The following is a 16,982-nucleotide window of genomic DNA, read 5'->3' as shown; positions in this document are numbered from 1 at the left end:
CATGAGCCAGGCCAGCGCGCTCCGGGCGCCTACCGCACAATCACTGCCAGCGACGGCCAGGGAGCAGGCCCTGCGTCCGGAGGTCAACCAGGCCCACGTGCGCTTCATCGGCCTGGGCAAGACCTACCCGGGCCAGGCGCAACCGGCCTTGCAAGGCATCGACCTGAACATCCGCCATGGCGAGATCTTCGGCATCATCGGCCGCAGTGGCGCCGGCAAGTCATCGCTGCTGCGTACCATCAACCGCCTGGAGCAGCCCAGCCTGGGCCGGGTGCTGATCGACCAGGTGGACATCGCAGCCTTTCACGAAGACCAGTTGGTAGCCCTGCGCCGGCGCATCGGCATGATCTTCCAGCATTTCAACCTGATGTCGGCCAAGACCGTGTGGCAGAACGTCGAGCTGCCACTGAAGGTGGCCGGCGTCGCCAAGGCCGAGCGCCAGCGCAAAGTGCGTGAACTGCTGGAACTGGTCGGCCTGCAGGAAAAACACCACGTGTACCCGGCGCAGCTGTCCGGCGGGCAGAAGCAGCGGGTCGGCATTGCCCGGGCACTGGTGCATGACCCCGAGATCCTGCTGTGCGACGAGGCCACCTCGGCGCTGGACCCGGAAACCACCACGTCGATCCTCGAGCTGCTGCGCGACATCAACCGGCGCCTGGGCCTGACCATCGTGCTGATCACGCACGAAATGGCGGTGATCCGCGATATCTGCCATCGGGTGGTTGTGCTCGAACGCGGTGAAGTGGTTGAGCAGGGCGAAGTGTGGCGGGTATTCGGCGCACCACGCCACGAGGTCACCCGGACCCTGCTCGCGCCCTTGCAAGCCAGGTTGCCCGCCGCGCTGCAGGCCAGCCTGCAGGCGACCCCGGCGAGCCCTGACAGTGCCGTGGTGCTGAAGCTGACCGTGCTCGGCGAGCCGGAGCTGTCGGCCTTGTTCAATGACCTGGGCGGCCGCGTGCGCCTGCTGCAGGGTGGCGTGGAGACCATTGGCGAGCATGCCCTGGGGCAGCTGATCCTGTCGGTGCAACACTCGCCGCACGCGCCCCATCAATTGCTGGAACGCGCCCGCCGCTGGGCCGAGGACGTGGAGGTACTAGGCCATGTGGTTTGATCGCCTGCTCGAAGGCTTGCTCGATACATTGTTGATGGTCGGCGTGTCGTCGCTGATCGCCCTGCTGGTGGGGGTGCCGATGGCGGTATTGCTGGTTACCAGTGACAAGGGCGGGATCTTCCAGGCCCCGGTACTGAACCGGGTGCTGGGCGCTTTCGTCAACCTGTTCCGCTCGATCCCGTTCCTGATCCTGATGGTCGCGCTGATCCCCTTCACCCGCCTGGTGGTGGGCACCACCTACGGCGTGTGGGCGGCAGTGGTACCGCTGACCATCGCCGCCACGCCGTTCTTCGCACGGATTGCCGAGGTCAGCCTGCGCGAGGTCGACCACGGCCTGGTGGAAGCGGCGCAAGCCATGGGTTGCCGGCGCTGGCACATCGTCTGGCACGTGCTGTTGCCCGAGGCGCTGCCGGGGATCGTGGGGGGGTTCACCATTACCCTGGTAACGCTGATCAATTCTTCGGCCATGGCCGGGGCGATCGGCGCCGGGGGCCTGGGGGATATCGCCTACCGCTATGGTTACCAGCGCTTCGACAGCCAGATCATGCTGACCGTGATTGCCATGCTGGTGGCGTTGGTGGCGTTGATCCAGCTGGGTGGCGACCGGTTGGCGAAAGGCTTGAACAAGCGTTGAGTTCTTCGCGGGCATGCCGCTCCCACAGGTCCCCACATCTCTCAGGCCCTGTGCAGTCCCTGTGGGAGCGGGCGTGCCCGCGAAGAGGCCCTCAACCCCAGTACAAATCCGCAGCGGGTACCGGCCGCCCGAACCAGTACCCCTGCCCCAGCTGACACAGCTCCTGCAGCAAAAAGCTGGCTTGCTCGGCCTGCTCGATGCCCTCGGCATGCACCTGCATGCCCATGCTGCGGGCCAGGGCGATGATCACCCGGACAATCGCGATATCGTCCTCGTCCTGCGGCAACCCGGCGACGAAGCCCTGGTCGATCTTCAGCTTCTGCACCGGCAGGCGCTTCAGCCGCAGTAATGACGAATACCCGGTGCCGAAGTCGTCGATGGCCAAGGTCACGCCCAGCTCACGCAGGCGATGCAATTGCTCCAGCGCCACTTCCGGGTCTTCCATCACCGCGCTCTCGGTCACTTCCAGCTCCAGCAAGGCCGGAGCCAGGCCGGTTTCGTGCAGCACTTCGGCCACCTGCTGGTACAGCTCATGCTGGCCAAACAGGCGGCTGGAAATGTTCACCGCCACGAAGGCTAGCTGCCGACCCAGAGCTTGCCATTGCACCATCTGCCGACATGCCTGGCGCAGCACCCAGGCATCGATCTCGGCAATCAGCCCGGTGCGCTCGGCTATCGGGATGAACTCACCCGGCGGCACCAGGCCGCGCTGCGGGTGCTGCCAGCGCACCAGCGCTTCGACCCCGACCTGAAGGCCGCTCGCCAGGTCGTGTACCGGCTGGTAGAACACCCGCAACTCATCCTGCTCCAGCGCCCGGCGCAATTCACCTGCGGTTTCGACCCGGTGCTGGGCGTGAGCGGTCAGCTCTTCGGTATAAAGGGCATAACAGGCCCGCCCGTTGCTCTTGGCCTTGTACAAAGCCGAGTCGGCGTTACGCAGCAATTGCTCGGCACTCAGGGCGTCGCTGGGGAACAGGCTGATGCCCGCGCTGACACTGATGAAAAGGCGATGACCATCGAACAGGAAAGGCTCGCGCATGCGCTCGATGATGCCCTGCGCCAGCTTGCCGGCCTGGCCAACCTGCTGGCAGTTCTCGGCCAGCACCCCGAACTCGTCGCCGCCCAGGCGCGCCAGGGTCACGCCGCTGCCCAGCACCTCGCCGAGGCGCTCGCCCACCAGCTTGAGCAACTGGTCGCCGATGGTGTGGCCAAGGCCGTCGTTGATGCTCTGGAAATGGTCGAGGTCCAGCAACAGCAGGGCACAGCCGCGCTTGTTGGCCTGGGCTGCGGTCAGGGCCTGCTCGACCCGGTCGGTGAACAGCAGGCGGTTGGGCAGGCCGGTCAGCGGGTCGTGGTGCGCCAGGTAGGCCAGCTCCTGCTCCGAATGCTTGATCGCGCTGATGTCGCTGAACACCGCCACGTAATGGCTGAGTTCACCTTCGTCGTCGTGAATGGCGCAGATGGTCTGCCATTGCGGGTAAATTTCGCCGCTCTTGCGCCGGTTCCAGATTTCGCCGCTCCACTCGCCCTTCTCCGCCAGGGTGGCGAAGATCTGCTGATAGAACGCCACGCCATGGCGGCCTGACTTGAACTTGTTCGGGCGCTGGCCGATGACCTCGTCCTGCTGGTAGCCGGTAATGCGCATGAAGGCCCGGTTGACGTGCACGATCTGGCCCTGACGGTCGGTCACCAGCACGCCTTCCAAGGTGCTGTCGAACACCGCGGCAGCCATGCGCAGCCGCTCGCGGTCTTCGTAACGCAGACGCGCGCCACGGCCGATGAAATTGAGCAGGCGCACCCGCGACACATAAATCAACAAGGCACTGAACAGTACCCAGACCACCACGTTGATCTGCCGCCCCACGGTCTGTGCCAGGGGATTGTCGGTCATGCTCTGCAGCACCAGCTCGGCCAGCGTCAGCCAGAGGACCGATAGCACCACATACAGCGCAGCCATGCGCAAGGCGTCGCGAACGGAAACAGACATGTCGGGTGCGATAGCCCATCAGAAAGGAAGGGGCATTATAAAGGCTGAAACATGTCGTGACTTCCTATCTGAACGGCTGACTGGTTTTATTTCCCCACCAAGGGATAATCACCCCTTCCCCCTGCATTCCGAGGGTATCTGCACTTATGTGGTACAACGGCCTGCTCGACTTGTCGGCCTGGCAACTGGTCGGCATCACCTTGTTGATGACCCATGTGACCATCGTCAGCGTCACGGTCTACCTGCACCGCTACTCCGCGCACCGCGCCCTGGAGCTCAACGGCGTGCTCAAGCACTTCTTCCGTTTCTGGCTGTGGCTGACCACGGCCCAGAACACCCGCGAATGGACCGCCGTGCACCGCAAGCACCACGCCAAGTGCGAAACCCCCGAAGACCCGCACAGCCCGGTGTACAAGGGCCTGGGCACGGTGTTGCGCAAGGGCGCCGAGCTGTACCGGGAAGAGGCGCGCAACCCGGAAACCCTGCGCATCTACGGCAAGAACTGCCCGGACGACTGGATCGAGCGCAACCTCTACTCACGCTACAAGCTGGGCGGCATCGCGCTGATGGCGGTGATCGACCTGCTGCTGTTCGGCACCATCGGCATTACCATCTGGGCGGTGCAGATGATGTGGATCCCGTTCTGGGCCGCCGGGGTGGTCAACGGCCTGGGCCATGCGCTTGGCTACCGCAATTTCGAATGCCGCGATGCCGCCACCAACCTGGTGCCATGGGGCATCGTCATCGGTGGTGAGGAGCTGCACAACAATCACCACACCTACCCCAACTCGGCCAAGCTGTCGGTCAGGCGCTGGGAGTTCGACATGGGCTGGGCGTGGATCCGCCTGTTCTGCCTCCTGCGCCTGGCCAAGGTGCAGCGCGTGGCCCCCATCGCCCACCGGGTGGCGGGCAAGGCGAGCCTGGACATGGACACGGCCATGGCCATCCTCAACAACCGCTTCCAGATCATGGCCCAGTACCGCAAGCTGGTGATCGGCCCACTGGTCAAGCAGGAGCTGGCCCGCGTCGATGCCTCGGTGCGCCACCATTTCCGCCGCGCCAAGCGCCTGCTGTCGCGCGAGACCAGCCTGCTGCAGGACCGCCACCATGTGCGCATCGAGTCGATGCTCGCACACAGCCAGGCGCTGAAGACCATCTACGAAAAACGCCTGGCTTTGCAGCAGATCTGGGCGCGCACCAGCGCCAACGGCCACGACATGCTCGCCGCGATGAAAGACTGGGTCCACGAGGCCGAAACCAGCGGTATCCATGCCCTGCGCGACTTCGCGGCGCAACTCAAGACCTACTCGCTGCGCCCGACCGGCGCCTGACCACCGTTGATCGGCACGCCCGCCTGGCAGGGCGTGCCGCCCGGAACTTCCCCCCGTCGCTTCCACTCGAACCTGGCACATCGCCCCGCGTGGCGGGCCGGATGCTGGCCGCACGCTTTCACGTCGAGACCTGCTTCGTGCACATGGCCAAGAACATTACGACACTGCCCGCCACCCAACCTCCCGAGGCCGCCCAAACCTTGCTTGCGCTGCTGCATGCCCAGGGCGAAGTTGCCCGCCTGAGCGAGCGCGAGCAGTTGTTCAGTGCGCTGCTCGACAGCGTCAATGCCGTGCTGTGGGCCTTCGACTGGGAAACCCGTCAGGTGCTGTACGTCAGCCCCGCCTATGAGCGCATCTTCGGCCGCCCCGCCAGCCTGGTACTGGCCGACTACAACGAGTGGCGCGACAGCATCTATCCCGACGACCTGGAGTTCGCTGAACGCAGCATGGCCCAGGTGCTGGCCAAGGGCTCGGTAGAAGACCGCGAGTACCGCATCCTGAACGCCGACGGCCAAGTGCGCTGGCTGAGTGACAAGTGCTACATCAACCAGCAAGGCGATGGCGAGCGGGTGATCATCGTCGGCATTGCCGAGGACATCACCGAAAAGAAGCAGCTCGAAGGCGAGCTGCAGCGGTTGGCCACTACCGACGTGCTGACCCAGAGCAGCAACCGCCGGCATTTCTTCGAATGCGCGCAGCAAGCCTTCGACAGCGCGCGTGAAGAAGGCACGCCGCTGGCGTTCCTGCTGTTGGACATCGACGACTTCAAGCGCATCAACGACAGCTACGGCCATCAGGAAGGCGACCAGGTACTGCAACGCATCGCCGACAGCGGCAAGGCCGTGCTACGCCGCGGCGACCTGTTCGGGCGCATTGGTGGCGAGGAATTCGCCGCGGTGTTCCCTGGCTGCAACGTGCTGGTAGCCGAGCAGATTGCCGAACGCTTGCAGCGGCACATCCAGCGTTTGAGTTTCAGCCATGGCGAGCACACCTTCGGCGTGACGGTGAGCCAGGGGGTGACCGCATTGACCGATGAAGATGTGGCGCTGGACAGCTTGTATGCGCGGGCCGACGCGGCAATGTACCAGGCCAAGCGCCAGGGCAAGAACCAGATCGTGCGCGGCTGAGCCGTGGGCCGCTAAGCGGCCCCTGAATCTCAGCTGGAAACCTCAGTATCAGCAACCGGCGGCTCTTCCTCGGGCTTCACCTCCGGGTTCTCCACCTTGCGCAACCGGCTCAGCTCCGGCAGGCCAACCTTCAGCAAACGCGCCGTCTTGCTGCTGGCCACCTTGTCCAGCCCCAGCCCAGCCGGCAGCCGCGCCAACTGCCCGGCCAGGTTCATGGCCAGGATCTCCCGCGAATACACCCCGCCGCCCAATTGGTAGATCGCTGCAATCAGCTCGCGCAATGCCAACGGCAACCGCCAGCGCGTGCGCAGCGCCGAGCCGAACGCTGCACCGAACTCGTCGAGCGAGCGCTGCACCTGGCCCTCGTCCAGCTCGCCACCCGCCAGCCGCCACTCCTGCAGGCAGCGCAGCACTGCCAGGTCACCCAGGCAATGCAACAACCCTGCGCAGTAGCAACGCCCTTCGTCCAGTTCCAGCATGCGCGCCAAGGTGCGGCCATATTCGGCAGCGTGCAGCGAAAGGCCCCAATAATGGGCCGCATGCTTCGCCAGCAGCGGGTCACTGAGGCGCGCGCTGCGTTTCAGGGTCATGCCCAGGATCAGGTTCATGCTCTGGGTGCTGCCAAGCTTGTTCAGCGCCTGTAGCAAGGTCTGCACCGGTGCTTCGCGGTGCAACGCAGCGCTGTTGGCTGCAGCAATCAGCACAGCGGTGATCTGCGGGTCGTCACGCACTTCCTCTTCGAGCACCTTGAGGTTCAGGCCCTGGGGGTTGAGGGCGCGCTTGAGCGCCGCCTGCACATCAGCCATCAGCGGCCCGCCATCGGCACTCGCACGGCGCTGCTCGAGATAAGCCGGCAGGCTGGCACCTGCCTGCAACGCTGGCGTCGGGCAAGCGATCTCTTCGCCAACGGCCAGCAGCAGCTCTTCCAGGCGCTTGCGCAGGTTGTCCAGATTCAACGGTTTGCTCAGGTAGGCGGTGGGATGCAGGGGCAGTGCCTCGCGCACGCTGGCGCTGTCACTGCGGTTGCTCATCAGGATGAACGGCAACTCCGCCCTTTTGGCGCGGACCTTGCGCAGCAGGTCGAGGCCATCGACACCGGCCAGTTCACGCGCGGCGATGATCAGGTCGGGCTTGCTCGACAGCGCGCTCAGCGCCTGCTCGCCGTCGGCGCAGACGTGCAGGCGGGCATCGCAGCGCACGCTGAGCAGCATTTCGCTGAGCATGTCGCGTACCCAAGGGTCACCTTCGACGATCAGTACACTCGGTGGGGAGGGGTGCGCAGCGCTCATCGCCAAAACTCCTGAAAATCCCTGACATACAGTCCGTTGCAGCTTGCCAAGCGAGTCCTGCCACAACGATAGCGCCACCGAGCATGTTCCGGGCATAAAAAAACCCGCCGAAGCGGGTTTTTTTATGCCGCGTGTCACATCAGGCGATTTCAGCGAAGCACTCTTCGATGATCGCCAGGCCCTTGTCCAGCAGCGCGTCTTCGGCGGTCAGCGGAACCAGGATCCGCAGGACGTTGCCGTAGGTGCCGCAGGACAGCAGGATCAGGCCCTTCTCGCGAGCCTTGGCCACAACCTGGCCAACAGCGGCAGCGTTCGGGGTGTGGGTGCCTTTCTCAAAGACTTCCACAGCGATCATCGAGCCCAGACCACGTACGTCGCCGATGATCGGGTACTTCTTCTGGATTTCGCGCAGGCCAGTGGTCAGGCGCTCACCGACAGCCTTGCTGCGGTCCAGCAGTTTCTCTTCTTCGAACACTTCGATCACGGCCAGGGCCGCAGCGCAAGCGATCGGCGAACCGGCATAGGTACCGCCCAGGCCGCCCGGGGCGATGGCGTCCATGTACTCGGCCTTGCCGCACACACCGGCCAGCGGGAAGCCGCCAGCGATGGATTTGGCGAAGGTGGTCAGGTCAGGCGCAACGCCCATCTGTTCCATGGCGAAGAAGGTGCCAGTACGGCCAGCACCGGTCTGAACTTCGTCGGCGATCAGCAGGATGCCGTGCTGGTCGCACAGGGCGCGAAGGCGCTGCATCAGCTCTTTCGGCGCTGGCAGGAAGCCGCCTTCGCCCTGTACCGGCTCGAGGATGATCGCGGCGATGTCACGCGGCTCGGCGTCGTTCTTGAAGATGCGCTCGACCGAGGCGATGGCGTCGTCAACGCTGATGCCGTGCAGTTCGCTCGGGAACAGGGCGCGGAAGATGCCGCCCGGCATCAGGCCCATGCCAGCGGAGTACGGCACGACCTTGCCGGTCAGGCCCAGGGTCATCATGGTACGGCCGTGGTAGCCGCCGGTGAAGGCGATGACGCCAGCGCGGCCGGTAGCGGCACGGGCGATCTTGACGGCGTTTTCCACCGCTTCGGAGCCGGTGGTGACCAGCAGGGTCTTCTTGTCGAAGTTGCCCGGGACCAGCTTGTTGATCTTCTCGCACAGTGCTACGTAAGGTTCGTAGGCCAGCACCTGGAAGCAGGTGTGGCTGACCTTGGTCAGCTGCTCTTGCACGGCTGCAACCACTTTTGGGTGCAGGTGGCCGGTGTTGAGTACTGCGATGCCGCCGGCGAAGTCGATCAGTTCGCGGCCTTCAACGTCGATCACGGTCGAGTTCTTCGCGGTATCGACGAAGATCGGGTGGATCTGGCCAACGCCACGTGGGACGGCGGCGACACGACGTTGCATCAAGGATTCGTTGGTCTTGCTCATAATGCCCTCATTGCGCCGGTCTGGAGTGGCGCTTTTATTCGGGGGTGGCTGGGAGTGCTCGCGAACAGTATTCGTTGATCGACTGCCGTGAACGCCCTGGCCACCAGGTACTGCGATGTAAAAAAGGCCAGCGAGACGTCGCTCTCGCGCCCCGCTGGCAGAGGTAAAGCCGTTACCGTGCTATCAGATGCTGATGCACAGGTATTTGATTTCGAGGTAGTCCTCGATACCGTACTTGGAACCTTCGCGGCCCAGGCCCGAAGCCTTGATGCCACCGAACGGTGCCACTTCGTTGGAGATCAGGCCGGTGTTGATACCTACCATGCCGTATTCCAGGGCTTCGGCAACACGGAACACACGGCTCATGTCGCGGGCGTAGAAGTACGAGGCCAGGCCGAACTCGGTGTCGTTGGACATGGCGATGACTTCGGCCTCGTCCTTGAAGCGGAACAGCGGCGCCAGCGGGCCGAAGGTTTCTTCCTTGGCGACGGCAGCGGTCTTCGGTACGTCGACGAGGATGGTCGGCTCGAAGAAGTTGCCTTCGATGATCTTGCCACCGGCCAGCACCTTGGCACCTTTGCCAACGGCGTCTTCGATGTGTTCCTGGACCTTGGCCACAGCCTTGCCGTCGATCAGCGGGCCAGTGGTGGTGCCTTCTTCCAGGCCGTTACCGATCTTCAGCTTGGCAACAGCGGCAGCCAGCTTCTGGGCGAACGCGTCGTAAACGCCGTCCTGCACATAGATACGGTTGGCGCAGACGCAGGTCTGGCCGTTGTTGCGGTACTTGGAGATGATCGCGCCCTCGACCGCCTTGTCCAGGTCGGCGTCGTCGAACACGATGAACGGGGCGTTGCCACCCAGCTCCAGGGAAACCTTCTTGATGTCCTTGGCGCATTCTTCCATCAGCTGGCGACCGATTTCGGTCGAGCCGGTGAACGACAGCTTGCGCACCAGGGAGTTGCTGGTCAGCTCGCCACCCACTTCGCCGGCGCTGCCGGTAACCACGCTCAGCACGCCAGCCGGGATACCGGCACGATGGGCCAGTTCGACCAGGGCCAGGGCGGAGTACGGGGTCTGCGAGGCCGGCTTGAGCACCATGGTGCAGCCAGCGGCCAGGGCCGGGCCGGCTTTACGGGTGATCATCGCGGCCGGGAAGTTCCACGGAGTGATGGCCGCGGTAACACCGATTGGCTGCTTGATGACGATCAGGCGCTTGTCTGGCTGGTGGCCAGGGATGGTGTCGCCGTAGACGCGCTTGGCTTCTTCGGCGAACCACTCGATGAACGAGGCAGCGTAGGCGATTTCGCCCTTGGCTTCGGCCAGCGGCTTGCCTTGTTCGGTGGTCATCAGGCGCGCCAGGTCGTCCTGGTTCTCGATCATCAGTTCGAACCAGCGACGCAGCTTGGCCGAGCGCTCTTTGGCGGTCAGGGCACGCCAGGCAGGCAGCGCCTTGTCGGCGGCTTCGATGGCGCGGCGGGTTTCCGCAGTGCCCATCTTCGGCACGGTACCGATGACTTCACCGGTGGCCGGGTTGGTCACCTTGATGGTCTGGCCGTTGTCCGCATCCAGCCACTCACCGTTGATGTAGGCTTGCTGGCGGAACAACTGAGCGTCTTTGAGCTGCATGTCGGCTTCCCGAATTGTTGATTGTTGAAAAGCGCCCAAGGCAAGGCATCGAGCGTTTGAAATCTCAAACGAATGCTAAGCGGCTGCTGGGGTGTTGGACAATAGGCTGTTCGAAAAAAAGAACGAATGGTTGAACACCCTGGCGGAAATTTCATGATTCTGTGCTGTGGCAGCCGGCCTCTTCGCGGGCGTGCCCGCGAATGGCCAGTACAGGTTAGACGAACGAGCTGAAGGGATTGTGATGGGAGGACCGACGGCCCTCCCGAATGGGATGAATCAGAACGCCTTGGCCAGGTCGATCACCAAGGCCCGGTAACCCACGCTGCCCGGCTGCCGGCTGTGCACCTTCAGCTCCACCAGCACCTCCTGGGTCCCGCGCCGCACCTCGTTGAGCACGGTGGTGGTCAGTTTCTCCGGGGTCAGGAAGTTCACCGATGCCGAATAGATGAACTGGGTGTCGGTCTCCGGCCGGTAAGCCACCACCGAGGTCACCGGGCTGTACCACTCGTCACCGCGCTCCTTGCCGTACTCCCATACCTGCTCGACGGTGCCCTTGGCCTCGTCGATGCGGTACTCCACCGCCCGGCTGTAGTTACCGGTCAGCCTGGTCGGCGCAAAGTCCCGGCCCCAGCCATTGTCGAACACGGTCAGCGTGCCTTTGCCGGTCAGCCAGGCGGTGTGCTGGGTCCACGACCAGTCGAAGCCTTCGCCCGCGACCGGGGTAAGTACTTTCTCGCGCAGGCGCTCAGGCCACCCCTGGGGCGAAGCGAGGATCCACTTCACCTGTTTGTCGCGACCAATCTTGACCACGCCCTGATGCCGTGCTGAAACGATGATGCTGTCGTCATCGGCGTCGTAGTCGATGGCATTGACATGCGCCCAGTTACGTCCGGTCCCGACCCCCGGGGTGTCGCCAAACGGCAAGTCGCCTTCGGCCAGTTCGTTGGCCAGCCGCTCGTCCTGCTTCTGCACGCCTTGCGGCAACTGGATCGCCGCCTTGCCCAGGGTTTCCAGGAGGTCGCCACGGTACGGGTCGAGGATCTGGTTGAGGTCCCAGAAGTCCAGCACATCACCGGCCTCGTTGACTTCGATGATGTGGTCGCGGATCGAACGCACGCGCTTGCCGTCAGGCCGGCGATAGTCGCTGGTGCCCACCCGCAGCAGGTAGGTGCCGTTGGCTGTCTCGCGGATTTCGTGCGAGAAGTCGGCGAACTTGTCGGGCAGGCTGCGCTGCCAGATACGCCGGCCAAGCAGGTCGTACTTGGAATAGGTCTGGCCCTGGCCCCAGATCAGCTTGCCGTCGCGGGTTTGCTGGAAGCCCATGGTGCCGCCCAGGCCATCGCGGCGGTTGGCGTCGTGGATCTGCTCGATGTCCAGGTACCAGCGCACGTCACCGTTACTGTCGGCGATCCAGTTGTTGCCCACCTGGTCCCATTCCGCCGCGCCACCCAAGGCATTCCACTTGAAGGCGCGGCCACCCGGGATATCACCGAGCAGGTGGTTGAACAGGTACAGGCGCTTTTCGAACCCTGGCGCCACCTTGATCGGCTGCACTTCCGGCAATGCTGCGGTCTGCTTCGCCACCACCGGCAAGCGTACCGCCGGGGCGTAGATCTGGTACTGCTCGCGAATACGTTCGCCCTCGAGCTTGTAGGTCACTTCCACCTGGTTGACGTGATCCGGGTACAGGCCGAATACCGGGATGCCGCCATAGGTCCACAACGATCGGTCGGATACCTCGTAGGCGATGTCCACACCGCGTTCACCGCGCCCCAGCACGCGCACATGGGCGGCGCTCAGGCTACGCCCGCCGTCGCGGATGATCGCGGTCAGCGGCGCCAGGCGGTACGGGTTGACCACCACGTCGCCGAGCAGCGCTTCGTCGGGTTCGGGGACCTTGGCAGTCAGGCAGGCGCCTTCAGGCAATGCAGGGGTTTCGGTCTTGGCATTCATGGCAAAGCTCCTTGTGCTCAGAAGTCGTAACGGGCGGTGGCGCCGAACGTGCGCGGGGTGCCGAGTACGCCGGCGTAGCCACCGTTGGCGGAGTTCCACAGGCTGGTGAAGTAGGTCTTGTCGCCGGCGTTTTTCACCCACAGCGACAGGTCGACCACGCCGTCGCCCTGGTCCAGGCGCACACCGGCGGACAGGTTGACCAGTGCATAGCTGGGGATCTGGCCGAAATCGGAATCATCGATGGTGCCAACCGCCTTCGAGCGGAAGGCGTAGCTGGCGGTGACGTAAGGCTCGACATGGTCGGTGGCCTGCCACTTGTACTGGGTGTTGAGGTTGGCGATGTACTTGGAGGCACCCACCACCTGGTGGCCTGACAGGTCGCAGGTGGCGGTGGCATTGGCCAGGCTGACCTCGGGTGGGCATGGCGCATCTTCATACTCGGTGTAGCGCACGTCGTTCCACGAGCCGTTGAAGTTGACCGTGAGGCCACGGATCGGCAACGCCGTGGCTTCGAACTCCAGGCCACGCGAGCGCACGCTGCCGGCATTGGCCAGGTACTGCACGCGGTTGATCTGGTCGTAGACGTTGGCCTGGTAGCCATGCACTTCGGCCCAGAACAGGTTGGCATTGAGTTGCAGGCGATCGTCGAACAGCGTGCTTTTCAAGCCGACTTCGGCGTTGTTGATCCGCTCGGTGCCAACCAGCAGCGAATCGGTGCCCAGCCGTGGCGCAGCACCAACGGTCAGGTTGATGCCCCCGGACTTCTCGCCATGGGTCAGGGTCGCGTAGCCCAGCAATTGCTCGTTGAAGCGGTAGCTCAGGCCAAGCAGGCCGGAGGGGCTGAAGCTGTACTGGTTGAGGTCGCCCGAGTCATAGGCCCCGACCCTGCCCTGGCGCGCGGCAGCGGCCGCACCGGTCACGGCTGTACCGCCGGTCGGTGCGTCACGGGTTACCCAGGCGCTTTTTTCTTCATAGGTACCGCGGACGCCGGCCGTGAAGTCCAGGCGCTCGGTGATGTGCCAGGTGCCTTGGGCAAACAAGGCGTAGCTGTCGGTATCGATATGGCCGTCGCCGATGGTGTCGACGTTGGCCAGGGCCCCGGCCGGCGTGATGTTCCAGATATCCGCCTGCGGCCCGTAATAGGTGAAGGACTTGTTGTCCAGGTCCTGCTTGAAGTAGTAGGCGCCCAGTACGTAGTCGAAGGCACCACCGGTGGGCGAAGCCAGGCGGATTTCCTGGGAATACTGCTTGTCGCGCACCGACACCCCGGCACTGTAGAACACCGGCACATTGAGGCCGTCGTCGTTGCGCGGCGTAAAGTCCCACCAACGGTAGGCAGTGATCGAGGTCAGGGTGAAGTCGTTGGGCAGGGTCCAATTGGCCTCGACCGAGGTACCGCCCTGGAACACCGTCACCTGCTGGTCGGCGTCGAAATTGACCTTGCGATCCTTGCCCGACACCAGTGTCGCACCCGCCTGCGCGGCCAGGCTTTCGTAGCGGTTGACACCATTGATGGTCGGCCCGGTGCTGTACAGGCTGAGGATGCCGTTGTCCGAGTCCTCTTCGTTGTACTCGCCGATCCAGCGCAGGTTGAAGGTGTCGCTGGGCTGGAACAGCAACTGGGTACGAAAGCCCTGGCGCTTGCCGCCGTTGAGGTCTTCGCCATCATGGATGTTCTTCACGTAGCCGTCGTCTTCGGTCCGGTAGGCGCTGATGCGCCCGGCCAGGGTTTCGCTGATCGGCCCCGAGAAACTGCCCTGGGTCTGCAGGTAGCCGTCTTCGCCAATCGATTGCTGGATGCTGCCTTCGCGATGGAAGGTCGGCTTGCGCGTAGTGATGTTGAGCACGCCGGCCGTGGTGTTCTTGCCGAACAGCGTGCCCTGCGGGCCACGCAGCACCTCCAGTTGCTCGACATCGAGCAGGTCGAACACGGCCATGCCCGGGCGGCCGAGGTAGACGTTATCGAGGTAGATGCCGACGCTGCCCTCCAGGCCGTCACTGGCCGGGTTGTTGCCCAGGCCTCGGATCGAAATGCTCGACTGGCGCGCATGCACATAAGCGACGTTGGTACTGGGCACCAGCTGTTGCAGATCTTGCACGCGGTAGATGCGCTGGGTTTCCAGGGTTTCGCTGTCGAGCACACTGATCGGCGCGGGTACGCTTTGCGCGGTCTCTTCGCGACGGCGAGCATTGACCGTGACAGTGCCGAGCTTGGCTTCCTGCTCTAGCGCGGGGGTGGCAGTGACCGGCTCGGCGGCGAAGCTGCCGCTGGACGCCGCCAGCAGCACGCCGGCGGCCAGGGGTTGCAAGGTGAAACGCGACGCGCGCACAGGCCAACGGGAAAATCCGGACATGCAAATGCTCCTTGAGGCGAGGCCCTGGCGAGCATTTCCGTTGGCGGAACCGAATCGCGGTCAGTCGGGCTTATATTCTTTTAAGAAATATAAATATTTTGAATTCATATTTTGTGGAATAAGTGACACCCTTTATAAGGGGGCTAACCCTTGTCAGCAATTGCATTCGACCGAAAGTTTCAATGTAAAAAATGCATATCGATCTCCGTCAGTTGCGCCACTACATTGCCCTCGTCGAGCACCGCAGCTTCGTCGCTGCGGCGGCTGCGGTTAACCTCTCGCAGTCGGCGTTCAGCCGAAGTATCCAGACCCTGGAACACAACATCGGCTGCCGCCTGGTCGACCGGGCCAGCAAGGAACTGGCGCCGACCCGCCAGGGCCTGCTGGTACTGGAGCATTCACGGCGACTGGTGCACGGCGCGCACAACCTGGTCAACGAGATTCACCAGTTCAACGGCGCCACCACTGGCGTGGTGCGTTTCGGTTCCGGCCCGGCGCCAGCCGGTGGCCTGGTGCCGCGCGCGGTCGCGCGCTTCGTCGCCGAGTACCCGGCGGCGCGTACCTGCTTCCAGGTGGATAACTGGCAGGCACTCAACCGCAAGCTGGTAGCCGAGGAGATCGAATTCTTCGTTGCCGACACCCGCCAGTTCGAATCCGACCCGGACTACCAGGTCCACAAGCTGACGCCACAGCGCTGGCATTTCTGCTGCCGCGCCGGCCACCCGCTGACCGAACGCGATAGCGTGCGGGCGCGGGACCTGTTCGACTACCCGCTGGCCACCACCTTCCGCCCGCCGAATATCCGCAAGATTCTCAGCGACCTCAGCGGGCGACAGGATTTCCTGCCGTCGGTGGAGTGCGAGCATGGTTATGCGCTGCTGAATGTGGTGTTGCATTCGGACACCATCGGCATCGCCTGCAATGCCAACCTGCGGCCGTACCAGCGTGAGGGAGGGTTGGTGGCGTTGCAGCTGGCCGGCCTCAAGCCGGAGCAGGAAGAAGCGTTCTATACCCGTTATGGCGTGGTGAGCCGCGTGGGCTATGGCTTGTCGCCCCTGGCGCAGGGCCTGGTCAGGCAGTTGATCGCCTGTGATACCGAGGTGTAGAGGGCGGGTGCCTTGGCCCGGTTTCGCGAAAAGTACGGCGTACGCAGATTCAATGTGGGAGCGGCCTTGCGTCGCGAAAGGGCCGCAAAGCGGCCCCGGCAATATCAGCCTTTACGCGTGGTCCGACTCAATTGGCCATCGACACCCACCGGCACCTCGCCGGCGAGGGTGACCCGACGTACCACCCTCGGCTGGGTCCCGTAGTCATCCACTGCATAATGCTGCGTCGCCCGGTTGTCCCAGATCGCCACGTCCCCTGCCTGCCAGCGCCAGCGTACGGTGTTCTCCAGGCGTGTTACATGCCCCTGCAGCAACGCAAACAGGTGCTGCGAATCGGCCAGCGAATAACCTTTGATGCGCTTGACGAAATGCCCCAGCTGCAACGCTCGCTCGCCACTGATCGGGTGCACACGCACCACCGGGTGCTCGGTCTCGTACACGGTAGAAGTGAACACCTTGCGATAACGCTCGAGCTTGGCCGGGTCCACGTCGGGCTTCACCGTGGCATAGTCGTATTCGTTGCTGTGCACCGCCCACAATTTGTCGGCGAGTTCGCGCAGCGGCTCCGGCAGTTCCTGGTAGGCAGCGGCAGTGTTGGCCCACACCGTGTCACCGCCCGCGGCCGGCGCCACCACGCTGCGCAGGATCGAGGCCTTGGGGTAGGCATCGACGAACGTCACGTCGGTGTGCCAGGAGTTGGCCCGCTGGCCTTCGGCACCATCGAGCTGCAACAGGTAGCTGGTACCGTCGACCACCGGTACGGTGGGGTGGGCAACCGGCTCGCCGAGCAACTTGGCAAAGGCTTCCTGGCTGTGGTCATCCAGCTGGGTCTGGCCGCGGAAGAAGATCACCTTGTGCTTCACCAAGGCAGCCTGGATGGCATCCACGGTGGTGGCATCGAGGTCGGCAGACAATTGCACGCCACGGATTTCGGCGCCGATGCGGCCGGCAACCGGGTGGATGTCGAGTTCGAGGGTTTGTGGCGCGGTGGCCAGTGCAGCGTTGCTCATGGTCTTGGTCCTTGCAGTGATGGTCGGGGGGTGAGAA

The 16,982-nt window shown here is 63.8% G+C and carries 12 protein-coding genes; 5 read left to right on the top strand and 7 right to left on the bottom strand.

Features of this window, described 5'->3' with window-relative positions; translation table 11 throughout:
- Position 1: 1 nt before the first annotated feature.
- Positions 2–1,111 carry a methionine ABC transporter ATP-binding protein gene (locus QSV36_RS11120; protein ID WP_289131638.1) on the top strand — a complete coding sequence of 370 codons (1,110 nt, stop codon included), beginning with the start codon at positions 2–4 and terminating at the stop codon, positions 1,109–1,111.
- Positions 1,101–1,745 carry a methionine ABC transporter permease gene (locus QSV36_RS11115; protein WP_289131637.1) on the top strand — a complete coding sequence of 215 codons (645 nt, stop codon included), beginning with the start codon at positions 1,101–1,103 and terminating at the stop codon, positions 1,743–1,745. The genes QSV36_RS11120 and QSV36_RS11115 overlap by 11 nt, the downstream gene beginning before the upstream one ends.
- Before the next feature lie 91 nt (positions 1,746–1,836).
- Here QSV36_RS11115 and dibA read toward each other — a convergent pair whose 3' ends face one another.
- On the bottom strand, positions 1,837–3,732 hold the full coding sequence (gene dibA / locus QSV36_RS11110) for a phosphodiesterase DibA (RefSeq protein ID WP_289131636.1): 1,896 nt from the start codon (positions 3,730–3,732) through the stop codon (positions 1,837–1,839).
- 146 nt (positions 3,733–3,878) lie between these two features.
- On the opposite strand from dibA, the gene desA reads away from it, so the two are divergent.
- The gene (gene desA / locus QSV36_RS11105; RefSeq protein ID WP_289131635.1) at positions 3,879–5,063 is read left to right on the top strand and encodes a delta-9 fatty acid desaturase DesA; all 1,185 of its coding nucleotides are present in this window, start codon (positions 3,879–3,881) and stop codon (positions 5,061–5,063) included.
- A 101-nt stretch (positions 5,064–5,164) separates the two neighbouring features.
- The gene (locus QSV36_RS11100) at positions 5,165–6,190 is read left to right on the top strand and encodes a GGDEF domain-containing protein (protein WP_289131634.1); all 1,026 of its coding nucleotides are present in this window, start codon (positions 5,165–5,167) and stop codon (positions 6,188–6,190) included.
- Positions 6,191–6,219: 29 nt separating this feature from the next.
- On the opposite strand, the gene QSV36_RS11095 is transcribed toward QSV36_RS11100, so the two are convergent.
- The 5 genes from QSV36_RS11095 to QSV36_RS11075 form a co-directional block, all read right to left on the bottom strand.
- The gene (locus QSV36_RS11095; protein WP_289131633.1) at positions 6,220–7,479 is read right to left on the bottom strand and encodes an HDOD domain-containing protein; all 1,260 of its coding nucleotides are present in this window, start codon (positions 7,477–7,479) and stop codon (positions 6,220–6,222) included.
- A gap of 139 nt (positions 7,480–7,618) precedes the next feature.
- Positions 7,619–8,896 carry a 4-aminobutyrate--2-oxoglutarate transaminase gene (gene gabT / locus QSV36_RS11090; protein ID WP_289131632.1) on the bottom strand — a complete coding sequence of 426 codons (1,278 nt, stop codon included), beginning with the start codon at positions 8,894–8,896 and terminating at the stop codon, positions 7,619–7,621.
- A gap of 183 nt (positions 8,897–9,079) precedes the next feature.
- Positions 9,080–10,522, bottom strand: a complete 1,443-nt coding sequence (gabD, locus tag QSV36_RS11085) for an NADP-dependent succinate-semialdehyde dehydrogenase (protein WP_170027787.1) — start codon at positions 10,520–10,522, stop codon at positions 9,080–9,082.
- A 276-nt stretch (positions 10,523–10,798) separates the two neighbouring features.
- Positions 10,799–12,475 (bottom strand): aryl-sulfate sulfotransferase, encoded by a 1,677-nt coding sequence (locus QSV36_RS11080; protein ID WP_289131631.1) that lies wholly within the window; start codon positions 12,473–12,475, stop codon positions 10,799–10,801.
- Between the two features lie 17 nt (positions 12,476–12,492).
- Positions 12,493–14,829, bottom strand: coding sequence for a TonB-dependent receptor (locus tag QSV36_RS11075; RefSeq protein ID WP_289131630.1), 2,337 nt, complete (start codon positions 14,827–14,829; stop codon positions 12,493–12,495).
- Positions 14,830–15,020: 191 nt separating this feature from the next.
- Here QSV36_RS11075 and QSV36_RS11070 point away from each other — a divergent pair, with 191 nt between their 5' ends.
- Positions 15,021–15,935, top strand: coding sequence for a LysR family transcriptional regulator (locus QSV36_RS11070; protein ID WP_225779981.1), 915 nt, complete (start codon positions 15,021–15,023; stop codon positions 15,933–15,935).
- Between the two features lie 104 nt (positions 15,936–16,039).
- Here QSV36_RS11070 and QSV36_RS11065 read toward each other — a convergent pair whose 3' ends face one another.
- On the bottom strand, positions 16,040–16,945 hold the full coding sequence (locus tag QSV36_RS11065) for a TauD/TfdA dioxygenase family protein (protein WP_289131629.1): 906 nt from the start codon (positions 16,943–16,945) through the stop codon (positions 16,040–16,042).
- Between the last annotated feature and the right edge of the window lie 37 nt (positions 16,946–16,982).

Source organism: Pseudomonas sp. BCRC 81390, assembly GCF_030341915.1.
In the GTDB taxonomy this organism is placed as follows: Bacteria; Pseudomonadota; Gammaproteobacteria; order Pseudomonadales; family Pseudomonadaceae; genus Aquipseudomonas.
The sequence above is the reverse complement of the archived record's forward strand: the minus strand, read 5'-3'. Positions and strand labels throughout refer to the sequence as shown.

Coding starts and splice junctions, on each gene's coding strand:
- QSV36_RS11080 (WP_289131631.1), bottom strand. CDS start 12,475: ATGAATGCCAAGACCGAAACCCCTGCATTGCCTGAAGGCGCCTGCCTG.
- gabD (WP_170027787.1), bottom strand. CDS start 10,522: ATGCAGCTCAAAGACGCTCAGTTGTTCCGCCAGCAAGCCTACATCAAC.
- QSV36_RS11095 (WP_289131633.1), bottom strand. CDS start 7,479: ATGAGCGCTGCGCACCCCTCCCCACCGAGTGTACTGATCGTCGAAGGT.
- QSV36_RS11120 (WP_289131638.1), top strand. CDS start 2: ATGAGCCAGGCCAGCGCGCTCCGGGCGCCTACCGCACAATCACTGCCA.
- QSV36_RS11100 (WP_289131634.1), top strand. CDS start 5,165: ATGCTGGCCGCACGCTTTCACGTCGAGACCTGCTTCGTGCACATGGCC.
- dibA (WP_289131636.1), bottom strand. CDS start 3,732: ATGTCTGTTTCCGTTCGCGACGCCTTGCGCATGGCTGCGCTGTATGTG.
- QSV36_RS11070 (WP_225779981.1), top strand. CDS start 15,021: ATGCATATCGATCTCCGTCAGTTGCGCCACTACATTGCCCTCGTCGAG.
- desA (WP_289131635.1), top strand. CDS start 3,879: ATGTGGTACAACGGCCTGCTCGACTTGTCGGCCTGGCAACTGGTCGGC.
- QSV36_RS11075 (WP_289131630.1), bottom strand. CDS start 14,829: ATGTCCGGATTTTCCCGTTGGCCTGTGCGCGCGTCGCGTTTCACCTTG.
- gabT (WP_289131632.1), bottom strand. CDS start 8,896: ATGAGCAAGACCAACGAATCCTTGATGCAACGTCGTGTCGCCGCCGTC.
- QSV36_RS11065 (WP_289131629.1), bottom strand. CDS start 16,945: ATGAGCAACGCTGCACTGGCCACCGCGCCACAAACCCTCGAACTCGAC.
- QSV36_RS11115 (WP_289131637.1), top strand. CDS start 1,101: ATGTGGTTTGATCGCCTGCTCGAAGGCTTGCTCGATACATTGTTGATG.